This window comes from Microbulbifer discodermiae, assembly GCF_040742695.1.
Lineage (GTDB): Bacteria > Pseudomonadota > Gammaproteobacteria > Pseudomonadales > Cellvibrionaceae > Microbulbifer.
The window spans coordinates 1-17,499 of the sequence record NZ_JBFLAB010000034.1 but is presented as its reverse complement, the minus strand read 5'-3'; the positions used below and the strand labels follow the sequence as shown (position 1 = coordinate 17,499).

Annotated in this window: 18 protein-coding genes; 10 read left to right on the top strand and 8 right to left on the bottom strand. The window is 61.0% G+C overall.

The window, feature by feature from the left end; translation table 11 throughout:
* Positions 1-3 precede the first annotated feature (3 nt).
* From AB1S50_RS12660 to AB1S50_RS12640, 5 genes are all read right to left on the bottom strand, one after another.
* A complete protein-coding gene (locus AB1S50_RS12660; RefSeq protein WP_367151126.1) occupies positions 4-318 on the bottom strand; it encodes a PepSY domain-containing protein in 315 nt (104 codons plus the stop codon).
* 54 nt (positions 319-372) lie between these two features.
* Entirely contained in the window at positions 373-912 is a 540-nt protein-coding gene (locus AB1S50_RS12655; RefSeq protein ID WP_367151125.1) for a glycine zipper 2TM domain-containing protein, read from the bottom strand.
* 108 nt (positions 913-1,020) lie between these two features.
* On the bottom strand, positions 1,021-2,391 hold the full coding sequence (locus AB1S50_RS12650; protein WP_367151124.1) for an L-cystine transporter: 1,371 nt from the start codon (positions 2,389-2,391) through the stop codon (positions 1,021-1,023).
* A 41-nt stretch (positions 2,392-2,432) separates the two neighbouring features.
* Positions 2,433-2,882, bottom strand: coding sequence for a TlpA family protein disulfide reductase (locus AB1S50_RS12645; protein WP_367151123.1), 450 nt, complete (start codon positions 2,880-2,882; stop codon positions 2,433-2,435).
* Positions 2,845-4,200, bottom strand: coding sequence for a YihY family inner membrane protein (locus AB1S50_RS12640; protein ID WP_367151122.1), 1,356 nt, complete (start codon positions 4,198-4,200; stop codon positions 2,845-2,847). The genes AB1S50_RS12645 and AB1S50_RS12640 overlap by 38 nt, the downstream gene beginning before the upstream one ends.
* A 111-nt stretch (positions 4,201-4,311) precedes the next feature.
* Here AB1S50_RS12640 and arsC point away from each other — a divergent pair, with 111 nt between their 5' ends.
* From arsC to AB1S50_RS12615, 5 genes are all read left to right on the top strand, one after another.
* The gene (gene arsC / locus AB1S50_RS12635; protein WP_367151121.1) at positions 4,312-4,656 is read left to right on the top strand and encodes an arsenate reductase (glutaredoxin); all 345 of its coding nucleotides are present in this window, start codon (positions 4,312-4,314) and stop codon (positions 4,654-4,656) included.
* Complete coding sequence (gene wrbA, locus AB1S50_RS12630) at positions 4,653-5,270, top strand: NAD(P)H:quinone oxidoreductase (protein ID WP_367151120.1); 618 nt, start codon at positions 4,653-4,655, stop codon at positions 5,268-5,270. Before arsC ends, wrbA begins: the two co-directional genes overlap by 4 nt.
* Positions 5,267-5,614: a DUF2069 domain-containing protein gene (locus AB1S50_RS12625; protein ID WP_367151119.1), complete on the top strand. Its 348-nt coding sequence runs from the start codon at positions 5,267-5,269 to the stop codon at positions 5,612-5,614. The genes wrbA and AB1S50_RS12625 overlap by 4 nt, the downstream gene beginning before the upstream one ends.
* Before the next feature lie 97 nt (positions 5,615-5,711).
* Positions 5,712-7,577 (top strand): signal peptide peptidase SppA, encoded by a 1,866-nt coding sequence (sppA, locus tag AB1S50_RS12620; RefSeq protein WP_367151118.1) that lies wholly within the window; start codon positions 5,712-5,714, stop codon positions 7,575-7,577.
* Positions 7,578-7,771: 194 nt separating this feature from the next.
* The gene (locus AB1S50_RS12615) at positions 7,772-8,488 is read left to right on the top strand and encodes an RT0821/Lpp0805 family surface protein (protein ID WP_367151117.1); all 717 of its coding nucleotides are present in this window, start codon (positions 7,772-7,774) and stop codon (positions 8,486-8,488) included.
* A 56-nt stretch (positions 8,489-8,544) separates the two neighbouring features.
* Here AB1S50_RS12615 and AB1S50_RS12610 read toward each other — a convergent pair whose 3' ends face one another.
* Positions 8,545-9,924: an SLC13 family permease gene (locus AB1S50_RS12610; protein WP_367151116.1), complete on the bottom strand. Its 1,380-nt coding sequence runs from the start codon at positions 9,922-9,924 to the stop codon at positions 8,545-8,547.
* Between the two features lie 431 nt (positions 9,925-10,355).
* On the opposite strand from AB1S50_RS12610, the gene AB1S50_RS12605 reads away from it, so the two are divergent.
* From AB1S50_RS12605 to AB1S50_RS12595, 3 genes are all read left to right on the top strand, one after another.
* Positions 10,356-10,721 carry a hypothetical protein gene (locus tag AB1S50_RS12605; RefSeq protein WP_367151115.1) on the top strand — a complete coding sequence of 122 codons (366 nt, stop codon included), beginning with the start codon at positions 10,356-10,358 and terminating at the stop codon, positions 10,719-10,721.
* Positions 10,721-11,581 carry a hypothetical protein gene (locus AB1S50_RS12600; RefSeq protein WP_367151114.1) on the top strand — a complete coding sequence of 287 codons (861 nt, stop codon included), beginning with the start codon at positions 10,721-10,723 and terminating at the stop codon, positions 11,579-11,581. The genes AB1S50_RS12605 and AB1S50_RS12600 overlap by 1 nt, the downstream gene beginning before the upstream one ends.
* Positions 11,582-11,999: 418 nt before the next feature.
* A complete protein-coding gene (locus tag AB1S50_RS12595; protein ID WP_367151113.1) occupies positions 12,000-12,584 on the top strand; it encodes an exopolysaccharide biosynthesis protein in 585 nt (194 codons plus the stop codon).
* Positions 12,585-12,997: 413 nt separating this feature from the next.
* Here the strand turns inward: AB1S50_RS12595 and AB1S50_RS12590 are convergent, their stop codons facing one another.
* On the bottom strand, positions 12,998-13,633 hold the full coding sequence (locus tag AB1S50_RS12590) for a CPBP family intramembrane glutamic endopeptidase (RefSeq protein ID WP_367151112.1): 636 nt from the start codon (positions 13,631-13,633) through the stop codon (positions 12,998-13,000).
* 191 nt (positions 13,634-13,824) lie between these two features.
* On the opposite strand from AB1S50_RS12590, the gene ahpC reads away from it, so the two are divergent.
* Positions 13,825-14,394, top strand: a complete 570-nt coding sequence (gene ahpC / locus AB1S50_RS12585; RefSeq protein WP_455363752.1) for an alkyl hydroperoxide reductase subunit C — start codon at positions 13,825-13,827, stop codon at positions 14,392-14,394.
* A gap of 349 nt (positions 14,395-14,743) precedes the next feature.
* Positions 14,744-16,351 (top strand): alkyl hydroperoxide reductase subunit F, encoded by a 1,608-nt coding sequence (ahpF, locus tag AB1S50_RS12580; RefSeq protein WP_367151110.1) that lies wholly within the window; start codon positions 14,744-14,746, stop codon positions 16,349-16,351.
* Positions 16,352-16,440: 89 nt separating this feature from the next.
* Here the strand turns inward: ahpF and AB1S50_RS12575 are convergent, their stop codons facing one another.
* On the bottom strand, positions 16,441-17,310 hold the full coding sequence (locus tag AB1S50_RS12575) for a lipase family protein (protein ID WP_367151109.1): 870 nt from the start codon (positions 17,308-17,310) through the stop codon (positions 16,441-16,443).
* Between the last annotated feature and the right edge of the window lie 189 nt (positions 17,311-17,499).

The following is a 17,499-nucleotide window of genomic DNA, read 5'->3' as shown; positions in this document are numbered from 1 at the left end:
GGCTCAGGATGAAATCCGGCCGGTCTTCTTGTCCACATAGACCACATAGACCTGACTTTGATCCGAAAGCCCCTTGACCCGATACATGCGGCGACCATCTCTTTTGACTACCGATATGGCCAGAATCTTGCCGCCATATCGACGCTTGACGATCTCCGCTGCCTCACTGCGGGAGACTCCCGATTGCTGCACCAGGGTAAACAGCGCTTCCTGTATACCGCTGTAGTCGACCGTACGCGCCTGTAAAGGCGGGGCCACCAGGCCCGCGAGCACAGCCGCCGCCAGGTACGGGGACAGCCAGACGCCGGGAAATTTCACTGTTTCGCTCCTGTAAACACCGGTTAGACGCGCCCCTATTCACAGTGCCCCCAACTACCAGGCCGGAGACACATCGACGCGGACCCTGATTCTATCGCCCGGATGCCGTTCCGTGCGAGTCAAATACTGCCGGCCATTGTAGTCGTAGCGCACATCGTATCCGACCAGCTCGCGGCGGGTGGTGAATTCGTCCACAGTCCGGCAGCGCTGCTCGGTGACATAGCGGGAGTGGCGCTGACTGCTGACGCTGTGCCCTATGGCCGCACCCACCGCGGCGCCGGCGACAGTGCGCGCCTTGCGGCCGCGACTGCGGTGATCCAATTGATTGCCCACCGCCGCGCCGATCAGACCACCGAGAAGCGTGCCCGCGGGATTGGCCCGCCCCGGGTAGGCCACCTGCTCATCCCAACACTGGGTGCGCGGGGTCCGCACCTGGACGTCCGTATACACCGGCGCCACGTCCACCACCCGAGCAAAATCGTAATCCCCACCGGAATAGCCACTGGAATGGTAGCCGCCAGCCCTTACCCCGCTGCTGACACCCACCAGGCCGGCCACCAGCGCGGCAAACAAAATGTGCTTATACGACGTCATGACTCAAACTCCCATCTGGCAATGATGGGAGCACTCTAGTACCGCGTCGCTGAATCGAGGCTGAACCCGATAGCCGGTGGCGGCCCGGGGGTCACTGCAACAGGGGGATCAGGGGCGCGCCAGCTCCGGTGCCGCCGCCGATGTGTCGCCCAACCAGCGCTGGGTGAGGGTACCCGCAGTCATGGCGCCGTTGACGTTGAGGGCCGTGCGCGCCATATCGATCAGCGGTTCCACCGAAATCAGCAGCGCGGCAATGGTCACCGGCAGCCCCATGGCCGGCAATACCACCAGAGCGGCAAATGTGGCGCCCCCGCCAACACCGGCGATACCGAAGGAGCTGATCACCACCACCGCCACCAGGGTGGTCAGCCAGAGGGGATCCAGGACATTGATGCCCATGGGCACCGCCACCATGACCGCCAGCATGGCGGGGTAGATACCGGCGCAACCGTTCTGGCCGATGGTCGCGCCAAAAGACGCGGAAAAATTGGCGATCGCCGGGGCGTTGCCCAGGCCGCCGATCTGCGTTTCCACATTGAGGGGAATGGTCGCCGCACTGGAGCGCGAGCTGAACGCGAATACCAGTACCGGCCAGACCTTGGCGAAATAGCGCCGCGGGGACACGCCATTCGCCATCAGCAGGAGCCCGTGGACCACAAACATCAGCGCTATGGCCACAAATGAGGCCAACACAAAGCTGAACAGATTGAGTATGTCCGCCCAGCTGGACCTGGCCACCAGACCCGCCACCAGAGCCATAACCCCGTAGGGTGTAAACGCCATCACCAGGCGCACCAGCTTCATGATCCAGCTCTGGGCGACACCGACAAACTGTTCGATCAGCGCACCCTGCTCCGGGTTGTCTCGGCGCACCGCCAGTGCCGCCAGCCCCAGCAAAATGGCAAATACAACCACCGCGATTACGGAAGTGTCACGGGCACCGGTCAAATCGTAAAAAATATTCTTGGGGATAAACGACAGCAGCATCGCCGGGATGGACAGTCCCTCCACCCGCCCAAGGCGCTGGTCCAGCACTTCTGCCCGCGCAACCTCGCGGGCGCCCTCCACCAGACCGCTGGCGGTGAGGCCGAACAGCTGCGCCATCAACACCCCCACCAACGCCGCTATGGCGGTAGTACCCAGCAGTACCGCCAGGACCGACAGGCTGATCTTGCCCAGGGAGCGGGTGCTGCTGATCCGGACAACCGCACCGAGGATGGACACCAGCACCAGCGGCATCACCAGCAGGTGCAGCAGGTTCACGTAGCCGTCGCCGAGCAGGTCGACCCAGGCCAGTACCTCCTGTGCCGGTGCCGCCGCCCACTGGCGCGCCAGCTGCAAAAAGCCGGCGTAGACAGCGCCCAGTACCAGCCCCGCGAAGACGGCCGGGGCCAGTGATTCGCGACTGCGGTGCCAGCGATTCAGAGACCACAGCAGCAACAAAAACAGTCCGAGCAGCAACAGTGTACTCATTTGCATGATTGTTTATCCCGATCCGCACAGGGCGGTTATTCCAGTCGTCATTCCACCGCGTCGGCGTCCTGCCCCAGCAGCACCGCCACCGCCTCGCGCAGGGTATCCGTCGTCTGTGGCCCCACCAATGTTACACGCCAGCGGCCGTCGGGACCGATAATCAAAGTGCTCGGCAGCACACTGGGCCGGGGGCGGTCCCATCTCCACGCCGGGTCGTCGGCCAGCAGGGGAAACTCGATACCCAGCTGCCGCGCCTGCCGCGCGACAGTCTCCGCGGGCAACTGATCGTAATTGACCCCGACCACCTGCACCCCATCCGTCTCGCGGGCGAAGTGGTTGAGTTCCGGAATCTCCTCGCGACAGGGCTTGCACCACTCCGCCCAGTAATTCACCAGCAGTACCCGACCGCTGGTGGGAACGGGCTCGCCGCCGATTGTCTGCAGCCCGTCGCCGCCCCGGTTACACCCGCTTATTCCGGCGACCGATAACAGAAACACCGCCCACAGAATCGCTGCCGGATTTAGTGTTGGCTTTACTACTTTCAGCTTCATTATTTCCCCGCTGTGCCTTACCGCCACTTGCCTTCGCCGCCTCTTCCCTTTCCAGGGTCGCGCGAAACAGCGCGCCGAGGCTGAACTCCAGTTGCTGGGCGGCGAATTCCTGCGTATCGGTAAACTTCTGCTCCACCTCCCGGTACCAGGGCTGGCTGCCGAGTTCGCCGTGCCGGTAACTGGGTATCGCCGCCGGATTGAGCCAGTCCACCAACTGCATCACCGTAACCGAATCCAGATCCCGCTGCATCAGATAGTCGCCGCGTTCCGTCTGTGCCAGCAGCTTGTGTTTTTCGAGGGTTTGGCGAATGCGCGCCCACTGGAAGGGCTTGATGCCCGCGCGGGATATATCCTGCTCCCTGAGCGACAATCCCTGCTGGTATCGTTTGAACAGTTCCCACAAGAGTACCAGCGCAGCGGCAATATCCGTGTATTGGCGCCCCTGTGCCGCGGCGTGATAGACCGACAGGGTTCGCACCAGTACACAGCCCGCCAGGACTATGATCCAGATGAGGTAAATCCAAAGTAGAAACAGGGGCACAAACGCAAAGGCGCCGTAGATGGCCTGCACGGAACTGCGCGCCACCACCAACCCAAACAGATTTTTCGCCACCTCAAACGCAAAGGCGGTGATCACCCCCCCCACCAGACCGTAGCGAAACCGCACCCGACAATTTGGGACCGCAATAAACAAAAGAGTAAATGCGAGAGTGGTGAAAACCCCCGGCAACCAGCTCAAAATTATCGGCACCACCCCCAGAGTATCGCTTTCGGACAGGAAAAAGCGCTGCGACATCAGATAAGTGGTGGCCGCCAGACCGGCGCCCAGCAGAATAGGGCCCAGGCTCAAAACCGCCCAGTACAACAGGAAACTGGAGACACCTTTGCGGCCCCGGGGAATATCCCAGATAGCGTTAAAAGTGGCTTCGATATTGCGCAGCATAAAGCCGGAAGTCACCAGCAGGATCGCAATACCGGCACCGGTGAGCCGCTGCGCCTGGGAGGAGAAGCTGCTGATGTACTCCTGCACTTCGCGGCCGCTCTCAGGCACAAAGTGGGTAAAAATCTGTTCCTGCAGGCGCTTTTCCAGACCAGCGAAATCCGGAAACAGAGACAGCATCGCGTAGCTGACCGTCACCAACGGCACAATGGCGAACAGCGTCATATAGGTGAGCGCCGCGGCGTTCTGGCGGCAGTTTTTATCGTTGAACAACACCCACAGGGAAGTGAGAAAGCGACGCCAGCGATGCACCAGTTCCGTCATGGTGAATTCCACTCTTTAGATTGTCCGGCCGCTCTAAAGGTCCTGTTACAACATAGGACGGATCTGGTCAGCCTGTTAGAATACGCCAAACCTTAACAGGATCCTGTGCCAATGTGGACGATTTACCATAACCCGCGCTGTTCAAAATCCCGCCAAACCATGCAGCTGCTGCAGGATCGTGGCATTGAACCGAACACAGTCCTCTACCTGGAAACGCCGCCGTCCGCCACAACCCTGGCAGAACTGCTGCGCCAACTGGGTATCACTGCCCGAGACCTGTTGCGCACCGGTGAGGGGGAGTATAAGGCGCTGCAACTGGGGGAAGCCGACCTCAGCGAGGCGCAGCTGATCGATGCCATGGCGCAGCATCCCCGGCTGATCCAGCGTCCCATCGTCGTCAATGGCGACAAAGCGGTAGTGGCACGGCCCCCGGAAAAAGTGCTGGAACTGCTGTGAAGGAAAAGAGCCAGGACTCCGCCCCCTATATTCTCGTCCTCTACTACAGCCGCACCGGCTCCACCGCCAAAATGGCCACCGAACTGGCGTGGGGGGTGGAGTCCGCCGGTATCCCGGCGCGCCTGCGCACTGTGCCGCCGGTGTCCGCGGATACCGAGGCCAGCCTGCCGCCTGTACCGGATGCCGGCGCCCCCTATTGCCACACCGACGAACTGCGCCACTGCGCCGGCCTGCTGCTGGGCAGCCCGACCCGTTTTGGCAATATGGCGGCACCGCTGCGCCATTTTCTCGACCAAACTGGAGATATGTGGCTGGACGGCAGCCTGGCGGGAAAACCCGCCGCCGTCTTTACTTCCACCGGCAGCCTGCACGGCGGCCAGGAGAGCACCCTGATTTCCATGATGCTGCCCCTGCTGCACCACGGCATGCTGATCGCCGGGATTCCCTACTCGGAAGCCGAGCTGATGCACACCAAAACCGGCGGCACCCCCTACGGTGCCTCCCACTGGTCCGGGACCGGCGGCGGCGACCTGAGTGACGAGGAGAAGTCCCTGTGCCGGGCCCTGGGCGCGCGCGTCGGCAAACTGGCACGCCAACTGGGTGAGCCGCAGTGAGCGGTTCCAGCGGCGCAAAACTGCGCTTTGCGCAGTCCCTCAACTGGGCCTGCTACCTGGGCATGATACTGCTGTTCGCAGTGTGGAACCTGGCGCTTCCAAGTGGCTCCGTGGGCCTTTGGATACTGCAGACAGTGCCGCTGCTGCTGGTGCTGCCGGGGCTGATCCAGCGGCGCCGGAGAAGCTACCTGTGGCTGTGTTTCATCCTGTTGATCTACATCTGCGCCAGCACCGTCGACGTAGTGATGCCTGGGCGCGACTGGCAGCATGGCGCTCTCCTGGCCCTAAGCCTTACCCTGTTTTTCAGCGCCATGATGACCAGCCGCTGGCAGCCCAGCCAGTAATACAGCCGGTCCCCGCGGCACAAACCGCAACGGCACAGGCCCTCTGGGGCAGTGTTGGCGGGCATCCGCCCGCCAAAGCAATGAGGAGTATTGAGGTTTGACAGAATCAGTCCATCGCAAGGGGCTTATCCGCCGCTTTTTCAGCGCTATCGGCGCCATCATCACCTGGCTGCGACACCTGGTCGCCAATGTGTTATTCCTGTTGATACTGCTGTTTATCGTCGTCCTGATCGTGGGCAAGGAAGAGCGGCTCACCATTCCCCAGGGCGCGGCCCTGCGGCTGGCGCCCGCCGGGTTCCTGGTCGATGAGCTTTCATCCACCGGCGGCCTGCCGGGCCTGCTGGAGGGATCGCGCGCGCCGGTGGAAACCCGCGTGAAGGATCTGGTCGACGCTATCGATTACGCCGCCAAGGACAAGCGCATCTCTTCCGTGGTGCTGGAACTGGATTATCTGGTGGGTGGCAGCCTCAGCAAACTGGAGGAAATCGGCGAAGCCCTGCAGCGCTTCAAGACATCCGGCAAACCCATCTATGCGGTGGGTGATAATTTCACCCAGGCGCAATACTTCCTCGCCAGCCACGCCGACGAAATCTACCTCAATCCTATGGGGTCGGTGCTGCTGACCGGCTTTGGCGCCTACCGCAATTATTTCAAGAGCGCGCTGGACAAGCTGAAGATCAACTTCCATGTTTTCCGCGTGGGCGACTACAAGGACTACATAGAGCCCTACACCCGCGACGACATGTCCCCGGCCTCGCGGGAAAACAATCAGCGCTGGCTGCACGAACTCTGGACGGAATATACGGAACAGGTGACCGGGCTGCGCGACCTGCCGCCGGACGCCATCGATAGCTTTATCGACGAACTGCCGCAGCAGTTGGCCGAGCACCAAGGCAGTTGGGCAGAAGCGGCCCTGGGCAACAAGCTGGTGGACCAGCTGGCCAGCCGCCGGGTGGTGGTCAAGAAGCTGCAGGAGGAAATCGGGCTCAGCGACGACAAGCAGAGCTATCTGTCGGTGGATGCCCTCCCCTACCTGCGCAACCAAAAGCTCACCCATATCCCCAACCCCACCGGCAAAACCCCGAAAATCGCCCTGATCTCCGCATCCGGGACCATCATTGACGGCGAGGCCCCGGCGGGACAGATCGGCAGCACCTCCCTGGGCAAACTGATCGCCACGGCCCGTGAGAAAGAGGTAAAAGCCCTGGTGCTGCGTATCGACAGTGGCGGCGGCTCCGCTTTCGCCTCCGAGGCGATCCGCCAGGAACTGCTGGCCACCCGCCAGGCGGGTATCCCGGTGGTGATTTCCATGGGCAGTGTGACGGCGTCCGGCGGCTACTGGATTGCCACCGGGGGCGACCAGATCTGGGCCTCGCCCTCCACAATTACCGGCTCCATCGGTGTTTTTGGCGCCTTCCCCACCATTGAGGATTCCCTCGAGTACCTGGGCATCTACAACGACGGTGTCGGCACCTCCGACTTGGCGGGCGCCATGCGCATCGACCGCGCCCTGCCGGAAGCGGCCGCCAGCGTGCTGCAACAGGGGGTCGAGCATACCTATGCCCAGTTCCTGCGACTGGTGGCCGAATCCCGCGGCAGCACCCCCGAGGAAGTGGACAAGATCGCCCAGGGCCAGGTCTGGACCGGGCGCGCGGCGCAGAAGCTCGGGCTGGTGGACGACCTGGGTAACCTCAACGAAGCCGTCGCCGCGGCGGCGAAGTTAGCCGAACTGGAGGACTACCAGCTGGTGGAGATACAGCGTCCGCTGACCCCGAGCGAACGCCTGGTGCGCGCCCTGGCGGACGGTGTGGACGCGCAGATGGCAGCGCGCGTCCGGGCCAACCTGCCACTGGCGGCCTGGATCAGCAGCCTGGAGCCGGCCCTGGCGCCCATCGCCGAGCTGCAGAGCTACCGCGATCCCCGCGCCCTCTATGTCCGCTGCCTGGTCTGTGTAGCCCCCTGACCCCACCCGCCGTAAGCGGTTGCCCGCAACCGCTTACGGTGTCTCACCCGACCGGTGAAGCACATCCCAACCTGCCGGATTCGCGCCACTACCGGTTGTGACGCGTGTTAATATGCGCGCCACTGTTCGCGCCGAATCCGACCCGGCGCCGTCAAATCCCCCCTACCGGTCCGCTAGAAAAATCCGAGCACAGCATGACAAAACTCACCACTTTCGCCTCTCTCATCCTCTTCTGTTGCGGTTTCTCAGCGACGCTGGTGGCGGAACCGCCCGAAGGCAGGGGCTGGAAAAAGAAACACAAGCACTCCGTGTCCACACGGGAGGAAAAGTATTGGGACGGCAATTGCGAGGTCAAGCGGGAGTGGAAAAGCAACGGCGACTATGAGGAAAAGCGCAAGTGCAGGGGCGGCCGTCAGGCCCCTGTCCAGGTGGTAGTGCTGCCCCCCTGGTTCGATCGCCATGGGCCCGAGCCGGAGTACCGCCCCGAGTGGCAGCCCGCCCCGCGACCCAGCGCGACCCGCTGCAACAGCGACAAGGTGGCCAGTGTGCTGGGCGGTCTCATCGGCGGCGTGCTGGGGCACCAGGTGGGCGATGGCCGCGGCAAAACCGCAGCCACCATTGGCGGCGCCATCGCCGGCGTATTGATCGGCGGGGAAATCGGCCGCAGGATGGATGCCCGCAATCAGGCCTGTGTTGCCCAGGCACTGGAATTCGCGCCCGAGGGTGAGCGCATCACCTGGGATGACACCCAGGGCGGCGCCCAGTATGTGGTAACCCCCGGCGCCGTGGAACAGCGGGGCGACCACTACTGCCGCTCCTTTACCGCAGAGGTCAGCAGCCGCGGCGAAAGCCAGTCAACCCGCGGCTCCGCCTGCCGGCGCGCGGACGGTACCTGGGTCCAGTCACTCTGATCCCGCGGGGGCACTTCGACCGGTGTCCCCATTGGCGCTGTCACAACAGCGCCTGCTCAGTTAGTCAGCAACAACCAGCTCATCGCCGCGATGATCAGCGACGCCAGCACACTGAGCACCGCGCCCTCCCTGACCATCTCCTGAATTTTCACCTTGCCGGTGCCGTAGGCAATGGCGTTGGGCGCCGTGGCCACCGGCAGCATAAAGGCGCAACTGGCGCACATGGCGGCGGGAATCATCAGCACCATCGGATCCAGACCCGCGGACTCGGCGGCTACCGCGAGAATCGGCATCAGCAGTGTCGCGGTAGCGGTATTGCTGGTGATCTCCGTCAGAAAAGTGACCGAAAGGCACAACAGCACCAGCATCAGCCACAGGGGCATGGCGGTAAGGAATGCCAGGCCAGCACCCATCATGTCGCTCAGACCCGAGGCCTGGAACCCCTTGGCGATAGCGATACCACCAGCAAATAACAGCAACATTCCCCAGGGCACACGCTCGGCACTCTGCCAGTCCAGCAATCGGCCGCCGCGGCCATTGGGCACCATAAACATCAGCACCACCGCACCCAGGGCCACGGTGCCGTCGCCGGCGCCCTCGACGCCGAACAGGCCGCTCCAGCCACCGAAGGGTTCCTTGCGGGTAACCCAGCACAGGATAGCGAGCGCAAACACCGCCAGGGTACGGCGCTCCTCCGGCCGCCAGTCCCCCACCTGCGGCGGCTCGATGGATTTGTCCAGGCGGATACTGCGGGTCAGCCACAGCGCCATCAGCGGCAGCGTTACCAGCACCACCGGCAGGCCTATGCCAAGCCAGTTCACAAAGCTGAACTCGCGCCCGGTGACCTCCTCGTAAATACCCATAAAAATCACATTGGGGGGAGTGCCGATGGGCGTGCCCACGCCCCCCAGACTGGCCGCGTAGGCGATACCCAAAATCAGCGCCACCGTCAGGCGGTGATTGTCCACCCGCGACAGAATCGCCAGGGCGATAGGCAGCATCATCAGGGTGGTGGCAGTATTGGAAATCCACATGCTCAGCAGCCCCGAGGCGAGCATAAATCCCAGCACCAGCCGCCGGCCACTGGATACCCCCACCAGTTTCAGCATATAGAGCGCCAGCCGCTCGTGGGCACCGCTGTTCTCCAGCGCCTTCGACAGCATAAAGGCGCCCATTAGCAGCAGAATGACATGGCTGCCCAGCGCCGAGGCCACCAGCTTGTGGTCCGCCACGCCGAACAGTGGCAGCAATACAAAAGGCACCAGCGAAGTGGCCGGTATGGGCAGCGCCTCCGTCACCCACCAGATCACCGTCAGCAGTGTGATGGCGGCGGTAACTGCCGGCAGGTAGGGCATCCCCAGGTGGCCCAGCAAGCCATAGAAAATTACCGCCAGTACCGGCCCCAAAACGATAAAGTGCTTTCGAGAGATTGCCATAGTGTTATTTTTGTCAGGTTGTCACAGAGCGGGAAGATCCTGTTTATTGGAACACATTTACCCGCTCCGGCTCCAGCCAGCCAACCGGTTGCTGAAAAAGCCTCCCCCGATTTTTTCAGCCCGGGCTGGCGACGCATGACCACAAGGCCTGCACCACCCATCAAGCAGCGACGCGATTGAATTTCGGCCCAAACAGAAAGCCGCTGAGTGGAGTGCCCTTGTGACACTAAAAAAGCGTTCCAATTTTAACCGGACCCATCGACATGGGCGCGATATGGCTTTCCCCCAGAGTCGCGCAAAAAATAAAAATTCTCTCGATATCTTAGGCTTCAATGCGGTTTTGCAGCCGCAATGGTTTGATGTTTTAATTCCGCGTCCATTGCGGTTTATGGATGCCAACAAAAGATCTCATGGAAACGGGGAGAGAGACAATGAGCTTAACAGCATGGCAGGAAAGTCCGGCCTGTATCGCCACCTATCGCATTCTCGAAAACGACAAACTGTTTGACGCTTTTGACGAGGACGGATTGCCCTTCGCCGATGCCGGGGCGGCCACCATCGGCCATTTACTGCTGTTTTTTGGCACTGGACATGAAACCGAGCTGCGTGCCAAAAGCTATGCCAAGACATTTCTGAACGCCTTCCGCAAACTGTACCTCAGTGACAGCAAGCTGAGCAGACAGCAATATACTCAAGCCTTTGTGGGTTTGTCTGAAGTATTTACCAACAAAGACTCCACGCTCCTGGCGATCGCCGGTGTGGTGCACGCTGCGTTTTATAACGGGGACTCAGAATAATGGATAAAAGATTTCTATTGATCAGCGGTCTTCTTTTATCCGCGCTGCCGGGCGCCCTCGCTGTTGCCCAAACCGAGACTGACACCGCCGTACTCCCCGAAGCCGAAACTGAAACCCGCTTCAGTCCGCTGAAAGGACTGACCGTGGATCTGAACGTCACAAATTCGTCACCGGAAAATATCAGCGGCCTCGCCCTGGAGTACACCTATAAGCGCAGCATCAACGGTGATTACCGCCAGTGGGGAGACGACGTGGCCCAGTTGTGGTTGCCGCGGGCAAAACTCGAGGCCAATGGCAGCGTCGCGCTGGTGGACGAAAACCCGCAGGATTTCAGCAATGTCACCCTGGATCTGGGTGCAGAGGTCCAGTCCTTTCTGAGCGAAACCGCCATCTATGAAGTGGGCGCATTTTACAGCGAGGAGGGGGACGAGGGTTTCGACAACAACCAGTCGGTGTACGGTGCCACCATGGCCTTTGCGGATACCAATACCCTGCTGGCCAAAGACGACCTGGTGTTCAGGCTGTCCTATGGTTCCGTGGACCCGTCCGGGGATGAACAGCGCAAGCAGCTGTTGGGCGATGCCCTGGAAGACTTCGACCGCGTCCATATGCGTATCGAATATTCAGTGCGGCTGGCCCCCACCAGCACAGTAAAAAAGGTTGAACTGACCTACAACGAATACCGGGAAATGGACGCACCGATGCAGATCCGCGATGCGGACCTGGACCAGTACACCTATTCCACCATCGCCCTGTATCTGCCCAACAACCTGGCACTGACCTTCGGCAAGGGCAGCCTGCCCTTCGACCGGGAGGGAGACCGGATAGTGCAGCTGGGTTATCAAATGCAGACCTGGTGACAATTGCTGTCGCCGCTGGCAAAGCAGCAGGCTGGCCGCGGCAGCGATCTCACAATCAACCGCTATCCCTGCACTGCGGCTCCAGCAGCCACAGCCTCTCCATCTGTATTTGGCTAGCCGGCAATTCGACAGCTGATCCCCCATCTATTGGGCTGCCGCCTTTAAAGATCTGCGCAATCACGCGGAATCGCTGGCTTTTCAACAGCTTGCGCCGGCCTCCGACCGGTAGTGGCACATTCTTTTACCCCATTGACCCGGCAACTTATTCAATTGCCGGATTAATTCTGCGCAAAGTCTCTCCCGCACAACCCTGGGCCTGTTTACACTAACTGAGTAGGGGCTGTTGTGACAGAAAAAGCGCCAATCGAGGCAAGAGGAGCGCGGTTTGGTTGTTCCCAATGAGCCACGAGTAACGAAAATGCCATTTGAATTCACCAGCCTGCAACAGCTGCTGCAACATATTTCGCATACCGCCGAGCACCGCAAGCGCGTATCCCTGGCGCTGGTTGTGCGCGCGGTCGGCCGCCGCTCTTTCGCGCCGCTGTTGCTGCTGGTTGGCATCATCCTGTTTTCGCCCCTCAGCGGCATCCCCGGCATCCCCACCCTCATGGCGGTACTGGTCACACTGGTGGCCGTACAGATGCTGCTGGGCCGCGACCACTTCTGGCTTCCACAGTGGCTGTTGCGGCGCTCCCTGTCCAAACAAAAAATGCTGCGCGCCCTGGGTTGGCTGCAAAAACCGGCGGGATTTATCGATCGCTGGCTGCGACCGCGGCTGCAATTTTTAACCGGGCGCGCCGGTACCAACGTCATCGCACTCATCTGCATGATCATAGCGCTGGCCCTGCCGGTGATGGAATTGGTGCCGCTCTCCGCCACTATCGCCGGCATCGCCCTGACAACCTTTGGCCTGGCCCTGGTCGCCCACGATGGCCTGGTTGCGGCCATCGCCATTGCCCTCACAGTCCTGGCCCTGGCCAGCATAGTGCTCAGCCTTACCTAGGGCCTGTTCACATTAACTGAGATAGCCCTGCTGCTTCAGGTTTTGTGGCCTGCAAGGCAGGAATTGCGGAGTGTGGCGGGTCCACATAAGCAACTTCTAACGCCGCAGGGCGCGAAACCAGGGGCAGCCCTTCGGGTTGTGCCGGAAAAGGCGCCACTCTTCGTTGCTCGTCGCTCATTTGGAACAACCAAACCGCGCTCCTCTTGCCTCGATTGGCACCTTTTCTGTCACAACAGGGCCAACTCCGTTAGTGTGAACAGGCCCTAGCAGGTTGTTGAAAAAGCCCTCCCTGGCTTTCCGCAAACCCTCCACGACAAATCAAGCAGTTACATGCTTGATTTGCGGCCCGAACCTCCCTGTTCGGGACAGCAGGCTGTTGAAAAACACTTTTTCTACGGCCTGCCAGGGCCAACTCAGTTAGTGTCAACAGGCCCTGGGCCCATCGGTACTCCCAGCCAGTGAGGGTATTTCGCCAACAGCCCCATCGCCACAAGATCGTATACAGAGTGCCACAACATCACGCCCAGCAGGTCGCCGCTGAGCCAGTAGGTCAGCCCCAGTGCGAGCCCCATAACCAGCGTTACCGCAAAGTAAATCGGCGACACCGCATGCAACAGTGCAAATACCAGCGACGCCAGCGCAATACCCGTAACAGGCCCGCCGAGGCTTGCCAGCCACCCTTGTAAAAAGCCGCGAAACAACAGCTCCTCGCAGATACCCGCCGCCAGGGCCAGGCACACAATCTGCGGCCAGGAAAAGCCGCAAAACACTCGGCTCAGCTGCCGGCAGTGGTGCCTCAGGGTGGCCCCCACCGCCGTATCCGAGCGCGTCAGTGCCATCGCCGCCAGATAGCTCAGCCCCCCGCCCACAAGCCCCACCGCAAGCTCCCGGAGCACCGACGTGCCGGCCTCGGGAAGCGGTAGAGAAGTCAGGTAAAAGCCCGCCGCCGCCAGCAGCAGCAATGCCAGTTGTGACCCCATCAGCAAAACGAACAATCGCTGCGGCGCCTGTGGAGGCCCGGCTATCGCCCCTCCCTCTTCCCGCGTCATCGGCCTGGCCCCTTTTGCGACCCGGCCGCCGGGGGTTCCGGGCAGCGGATAAGGGCTATTGGCTCAAGAGCACTAATCATAAAAAACTATCAAACTTATAGATATTGATCATTTCTATTAATACAGGGCAGTCAATAGAATCAATCTCGAAATGAATACTTGCGATGGCAAGCCAACAACCTCGAGGAGCAATCATGTCCCGCTATATCCAGTCCGAAATCAAACCCTTTCGGGCCAAAGCCTACCAGACCGGAGACTTCATCGACGTCAGCGACGCCGACCTGAAAGGCAAATGGTCTGTAGTCTTCTTCTATCCCGCTGACTTTACTTTTGTCTGCCCCACCGAACTCGGCGACCTGGCGGACAACTACGCAGAGTTTCAGCAACTGGGTGTGGAGATTTACGCGGTATCCACCGATACCCACTTCACCCACAAGGCGTGGCACGACAGCTCGGAAACCATCGGCAAACTGCAGTTCCCGATGATCGGTGACCCCACCGGCACCATCACCCGCAACTTTGGCGTGATGATTGAAGAGGAAGGCATTGCGGACCGCGGCACCTTCGTCATCGATCCCGACGGCCGCATCCAGATAGTGGAAATCACCGCTGGCGGTATCGGCCGCGATGCCCAGGACCTGCTGCGCAAGATCAAGGCCGCTCAATACGTAGCTGCGCACCCGGGTGAAGTCTGCCCCGCAAAATGGAAAGAGGGCGAGGAAACCCTGGCGCCGTCCCTCGATCTGGTTGGCAAGATCTGAGCTTAGGGCCCTAGGGCCTGTTAACACTAACGGAGTTGGCCCTGTTGTGACAGAAAAGGTGCCAATCGAGGCAAGAGGAGCGCGGTTTGGTTGTTCCAAATGAGCGACGAGCAACGAAGAGTGGCGCCTTTTCCGGCACAACCCGTAGGGCTGCCCCTGGTTTCGCGCCCTGCGGCGTTAGAAATTGCTTATGTGGACCCACCACACTGCGCAATTCCTGCCTTGCAGGTCACAAAACCTGAAGCAGCAGGGCTATCTCAGTTAGTGTGAACAGGCCCTAACACACCACCCTGTTGGCCCGCCTTCGGGCGGGCTTTTTTACAACATCGATTTTACACAGGATACACAGATGTTGGATGCAACCCTGAAGCAGCAGCTGGAAACCTATCTGCAAAAACTTGTCAATCCGATCGAAATTCGTGTGTCCGGTGACAAGAGCCCCAAGTCACGGGAACTGGAACAGCTGGCCGGGGAAATCGCCGCCCTCTCCCCCAAGATCGGCATCGCGCCGGGGGTTGGCGAGCGCACGCCGAGTATGGCTATAGCCCCGCGCGCAGAGCAGCCCCGGGTCAGCTTTGCCGGCATTCCCCTGGGCCATGAATTCACCTCTCTGGTATTGGCCATACTGCAGGCCGGCGGCCACCCCCCCAAAGAGGACCCGGATTTGCTGGAGCAAATCCGCCAGTTGGACGGCGACTACCACTTTACGACCTATATCTCCCTCTCCTGCCAGAATTGCCCGGATGTGGTACAGGCCCTGAACCTCATGGCCACCCTCAACCCCCGCATCACCCACGAGATGGTGGATGGCGCCCTGTTTCAGGACGAAGTGACACAGCGCAATATCATGGCGGTACCCGCGGTTTACCTGAACGGAGAGCATTTCGCCCAGGGGCGCCTGTCCCTGGCGGAAATCGTCGCCAAGCTGGACCAGGGCGCGGCTCAGCGCAACGTGGTGCAGTTGAACCAGCGCGCCCCCTACGATCTGCTGGTAGTGGGCGGCGGCCCGGCCGGCGCCGCCGCCGCCATCTACGCCGCGCGCAAAGGCATTCGCACCGGACTGGTTGCGGAGCGCTTCGGCGGCCAGGTGATGGATACCGTCGGCATAGAGAACTTTATTTCCGTACCCTATACCGAGGGTCCCAAACTCGCCGCCAGCCTGGAACAACACGTCAGGGAATATGGCGTTGACATTATCAGCGGACAGAGAGCCACGGCTATCCGTCGCGAGGCACAGTTGCAATTGGACCTGCAGAGTGGTGCCAGCCTCGCAAGCCGCGCCCTCGTGCTGGCCCCCGGTGCGCGGTGGAGAGCGCTGGGCGTGCCCGGGGAGGCCGAGTACCGCACCCGGGGTGTTGCCTATTGCCCCCACTGTGACGGCCCGTTTTTCAAAGGCAGACACGTCGCCGTGATCGGCGGCGGCAACTCCGGCATCGAAGCGGCCATCGATCTCGCCGGTATCGTCGAGCGGGTCACCGTACTCGAATTCGCCGACACCCTGAGGGCCGACCAGGTGTTGCAGCGCAAGGCCCGCTCCCTGGGCAACCTGGAGATTATCACCAGCGCCCAGACCACCGAGATTCTCGGCGACGGCAACAAGGTCACCGGCCTGCGCTACACCAACCGCGTCAGCGGCGACAGTATCGATCTCCCACTGGCCGGCGTATTTGTGCAGATAGGGCTGATTCCCAACACCGAATGGCTGCAGGACAGCGATATGGCCCTGAGCCCCAGCGGGGAAATTCTTATCGACGAGCGCGGTGCCACCTCAGCCCCCGGTATCTACGCCGCCGGCGATGCCACCACCGTGCCCTACAAGCAGATAGTGATCTCCATGGGAGCCGGCGCCACCGCCGCACTGGGTGCCTTCGATTACCTGATACGCCAGTCGGTGCAGGGCCCGGAGGAAACCGGGGTAGAGGAGACAGCGGACCTGCCGGCCGCAGTCAACGCCTGACACACTGTGTGACCACTGACCCGCGTTGAAAAAGGCATTCCCGGTCCTTTTCAACGCGCCCTAACCCGGCAACTGAATAAGTTGCCGGGTTAGGGCTCTACCGGAGCCCCTTCCACTGCTTCGGCCGCCGCCACAGGGTTCAACTCCCTCCAGTTCTTGCGCGTGTCCGCCTGCCTCACAGTATCCCCCTGGTCCGCGTTTTGCCTCTTGGTCCACCAGTGCAGCTTGATAATATAGTTCTCGATACTGTGATCTTTGACAAAACGCATTTTCCTGCGCCGCAACACATAGCTCCACAGTGAGGTCACCTGAAATCCCGTACTCGGGTTCGCCACCAGCGACGGCGCCGTTTTCAGGTGTGCACTCATCTCCTCCACAGAACTGGTGTCGGGTACCGGTAGCAGGAAACGCACACTGCCCTGGTGGCAGTAGCTTCTCAACCCCAGTACCTTGCGCTGGATCCAGTGAACCCACCGGGGGAAACTGAACAGCACGCCCATTCCCTTGAGCAGGCTCATCCCGAACTTGATCCAATAGGCCTCCGGCGGCAGTTTGGGAACCGGGTCCGCGGCGTTCACATAGCGGTAAACCGGGGTTTTGCACAGGCCCATGAGCGCCGCATTGCCCAGTCGGGGGGCACCAAAGGTGTAGCAAGCCGCAATGGGGTTGCAGCCGATCTCGCTGCGAAAGAGCTGCTCAAAATGGAGACAGGCCAGGTTCGCCAGGGCGCCGCCGAGAGAGTGGCCGGTAAAAAATATCGGGTAATCCCGCGCCGCATAGGGCTTGAGGTGTTCCTCCAGCCCCGCCACAACACTGGCCAGCCCCTCGGTAAAACCCGCATGTGCCACAGCGCCCCGCGGCCAGGTTACCCCGCGCAGATACTCCCCCGGTGGAACCATATTAAACCGCAGGTCTGTCTTTACATCCGCCCAGCTTTTCTCGGTACCGCGGAAAGCCACTATCACCAGCGGTGGCAGTGGACTCTTGTAACCCGGATTGTCCAGCGGCCTAGCAGGCTGTTGATTTTGTCGCCTGAGAACATTGGGTTAGATACAATACGGAAAACGATAACCCACAGAGGATTTTGGTTCAGTGCGCGGTATGGATGTTTTTCAGGAGTCTCTTTTCACAACAGTGCAGTTGGAATC

What these genes read in the sequence shown, in the direction of transcription:
- AB1S50_RS12655 (WP_367151125.1), bottom strand. Translation starts at nt 912, where the DNA reads ATGACGTCGTATAAGCACATTTTGTTTGCCGCGCTGGTGGCCGGCCTG.
- AB1S50_RS12650 (WP_367151124.1), bottom strand. Translation starts at nt 2,391, where the DNA reads ATGCAAATGAGTACACTGTTGCTGCTCGGACTGTTTTTGTTGCTGCTG.
- AB1S50_RS12640 (WP_367151122.1), bottom strand. Translation starts at nt 4,200, where the DNA reads ATGACGGAACTGGTGCATCGCTGGCGTCGCTTTCTCACTTCCCTGTGG.
- arsC (WP_367151121.1), top strand. Translation starts at nt 4,312, where the DNA reads ATGTGGACGATTTACCATAACCCGCGCTGTTCAAAATCCCGCCAAACC.
- AB1S50_RS12615 (WP_367151117.1), top strand. Translation starts at nt 7,772, where the DNA reads ATGACAAAACTCACCACTTTCGCCTCTCTCATCCTCTTCTGTTGCGGT.
- AB1S50_RS12610 (WP_367151116.1), bottom strand. Translation starts at nt 9,924, where the DNA reads ATGGCAATCTCTCGAAAGCACTTTATCGTTTTGGGGCCGGTACTGGCG.
- AB1S50_RS12605 (WP_367151115.1), top strand. Translation starts at nt 10,356, where the DNA reads ATGAGCTTAACAGCATGGCAGGAAAGTCCGGCCTGTATCGCCACCTAT.
- AB1S50_RS12600 (WP_367151114.1), top strand. Translation starts at nt 10,721, where the DNA reads ATGGATAAAAGATTTCTATTGATCAGCGGTCTTCTTTTATCCGCGCTG.
- AB1S50_RS12595 (WP_367151113.1), top strand. Translation starts at nt 12,000, where the DNA reads ATGCCATTTGAATTCACCAGCCTGCAACAGCTGCTGCAACATATTTCG.
- AB1S50_RS12590 (WP_367151112.1), bottom strand. Translation starts at nt 13,633, where the DNA reads ATGACGCGGGAAGAGGGAGGGGCGATAGCCGGGCCTCCACAGGCGCCG.
- ahpF (WP_367151110.1), top strand. Translation starts at nt 14,744, where the DNA reads ATGTTGGATGCAACCCTGAAGCAGCAGCTGGAAACCTATCTGCAAAAA.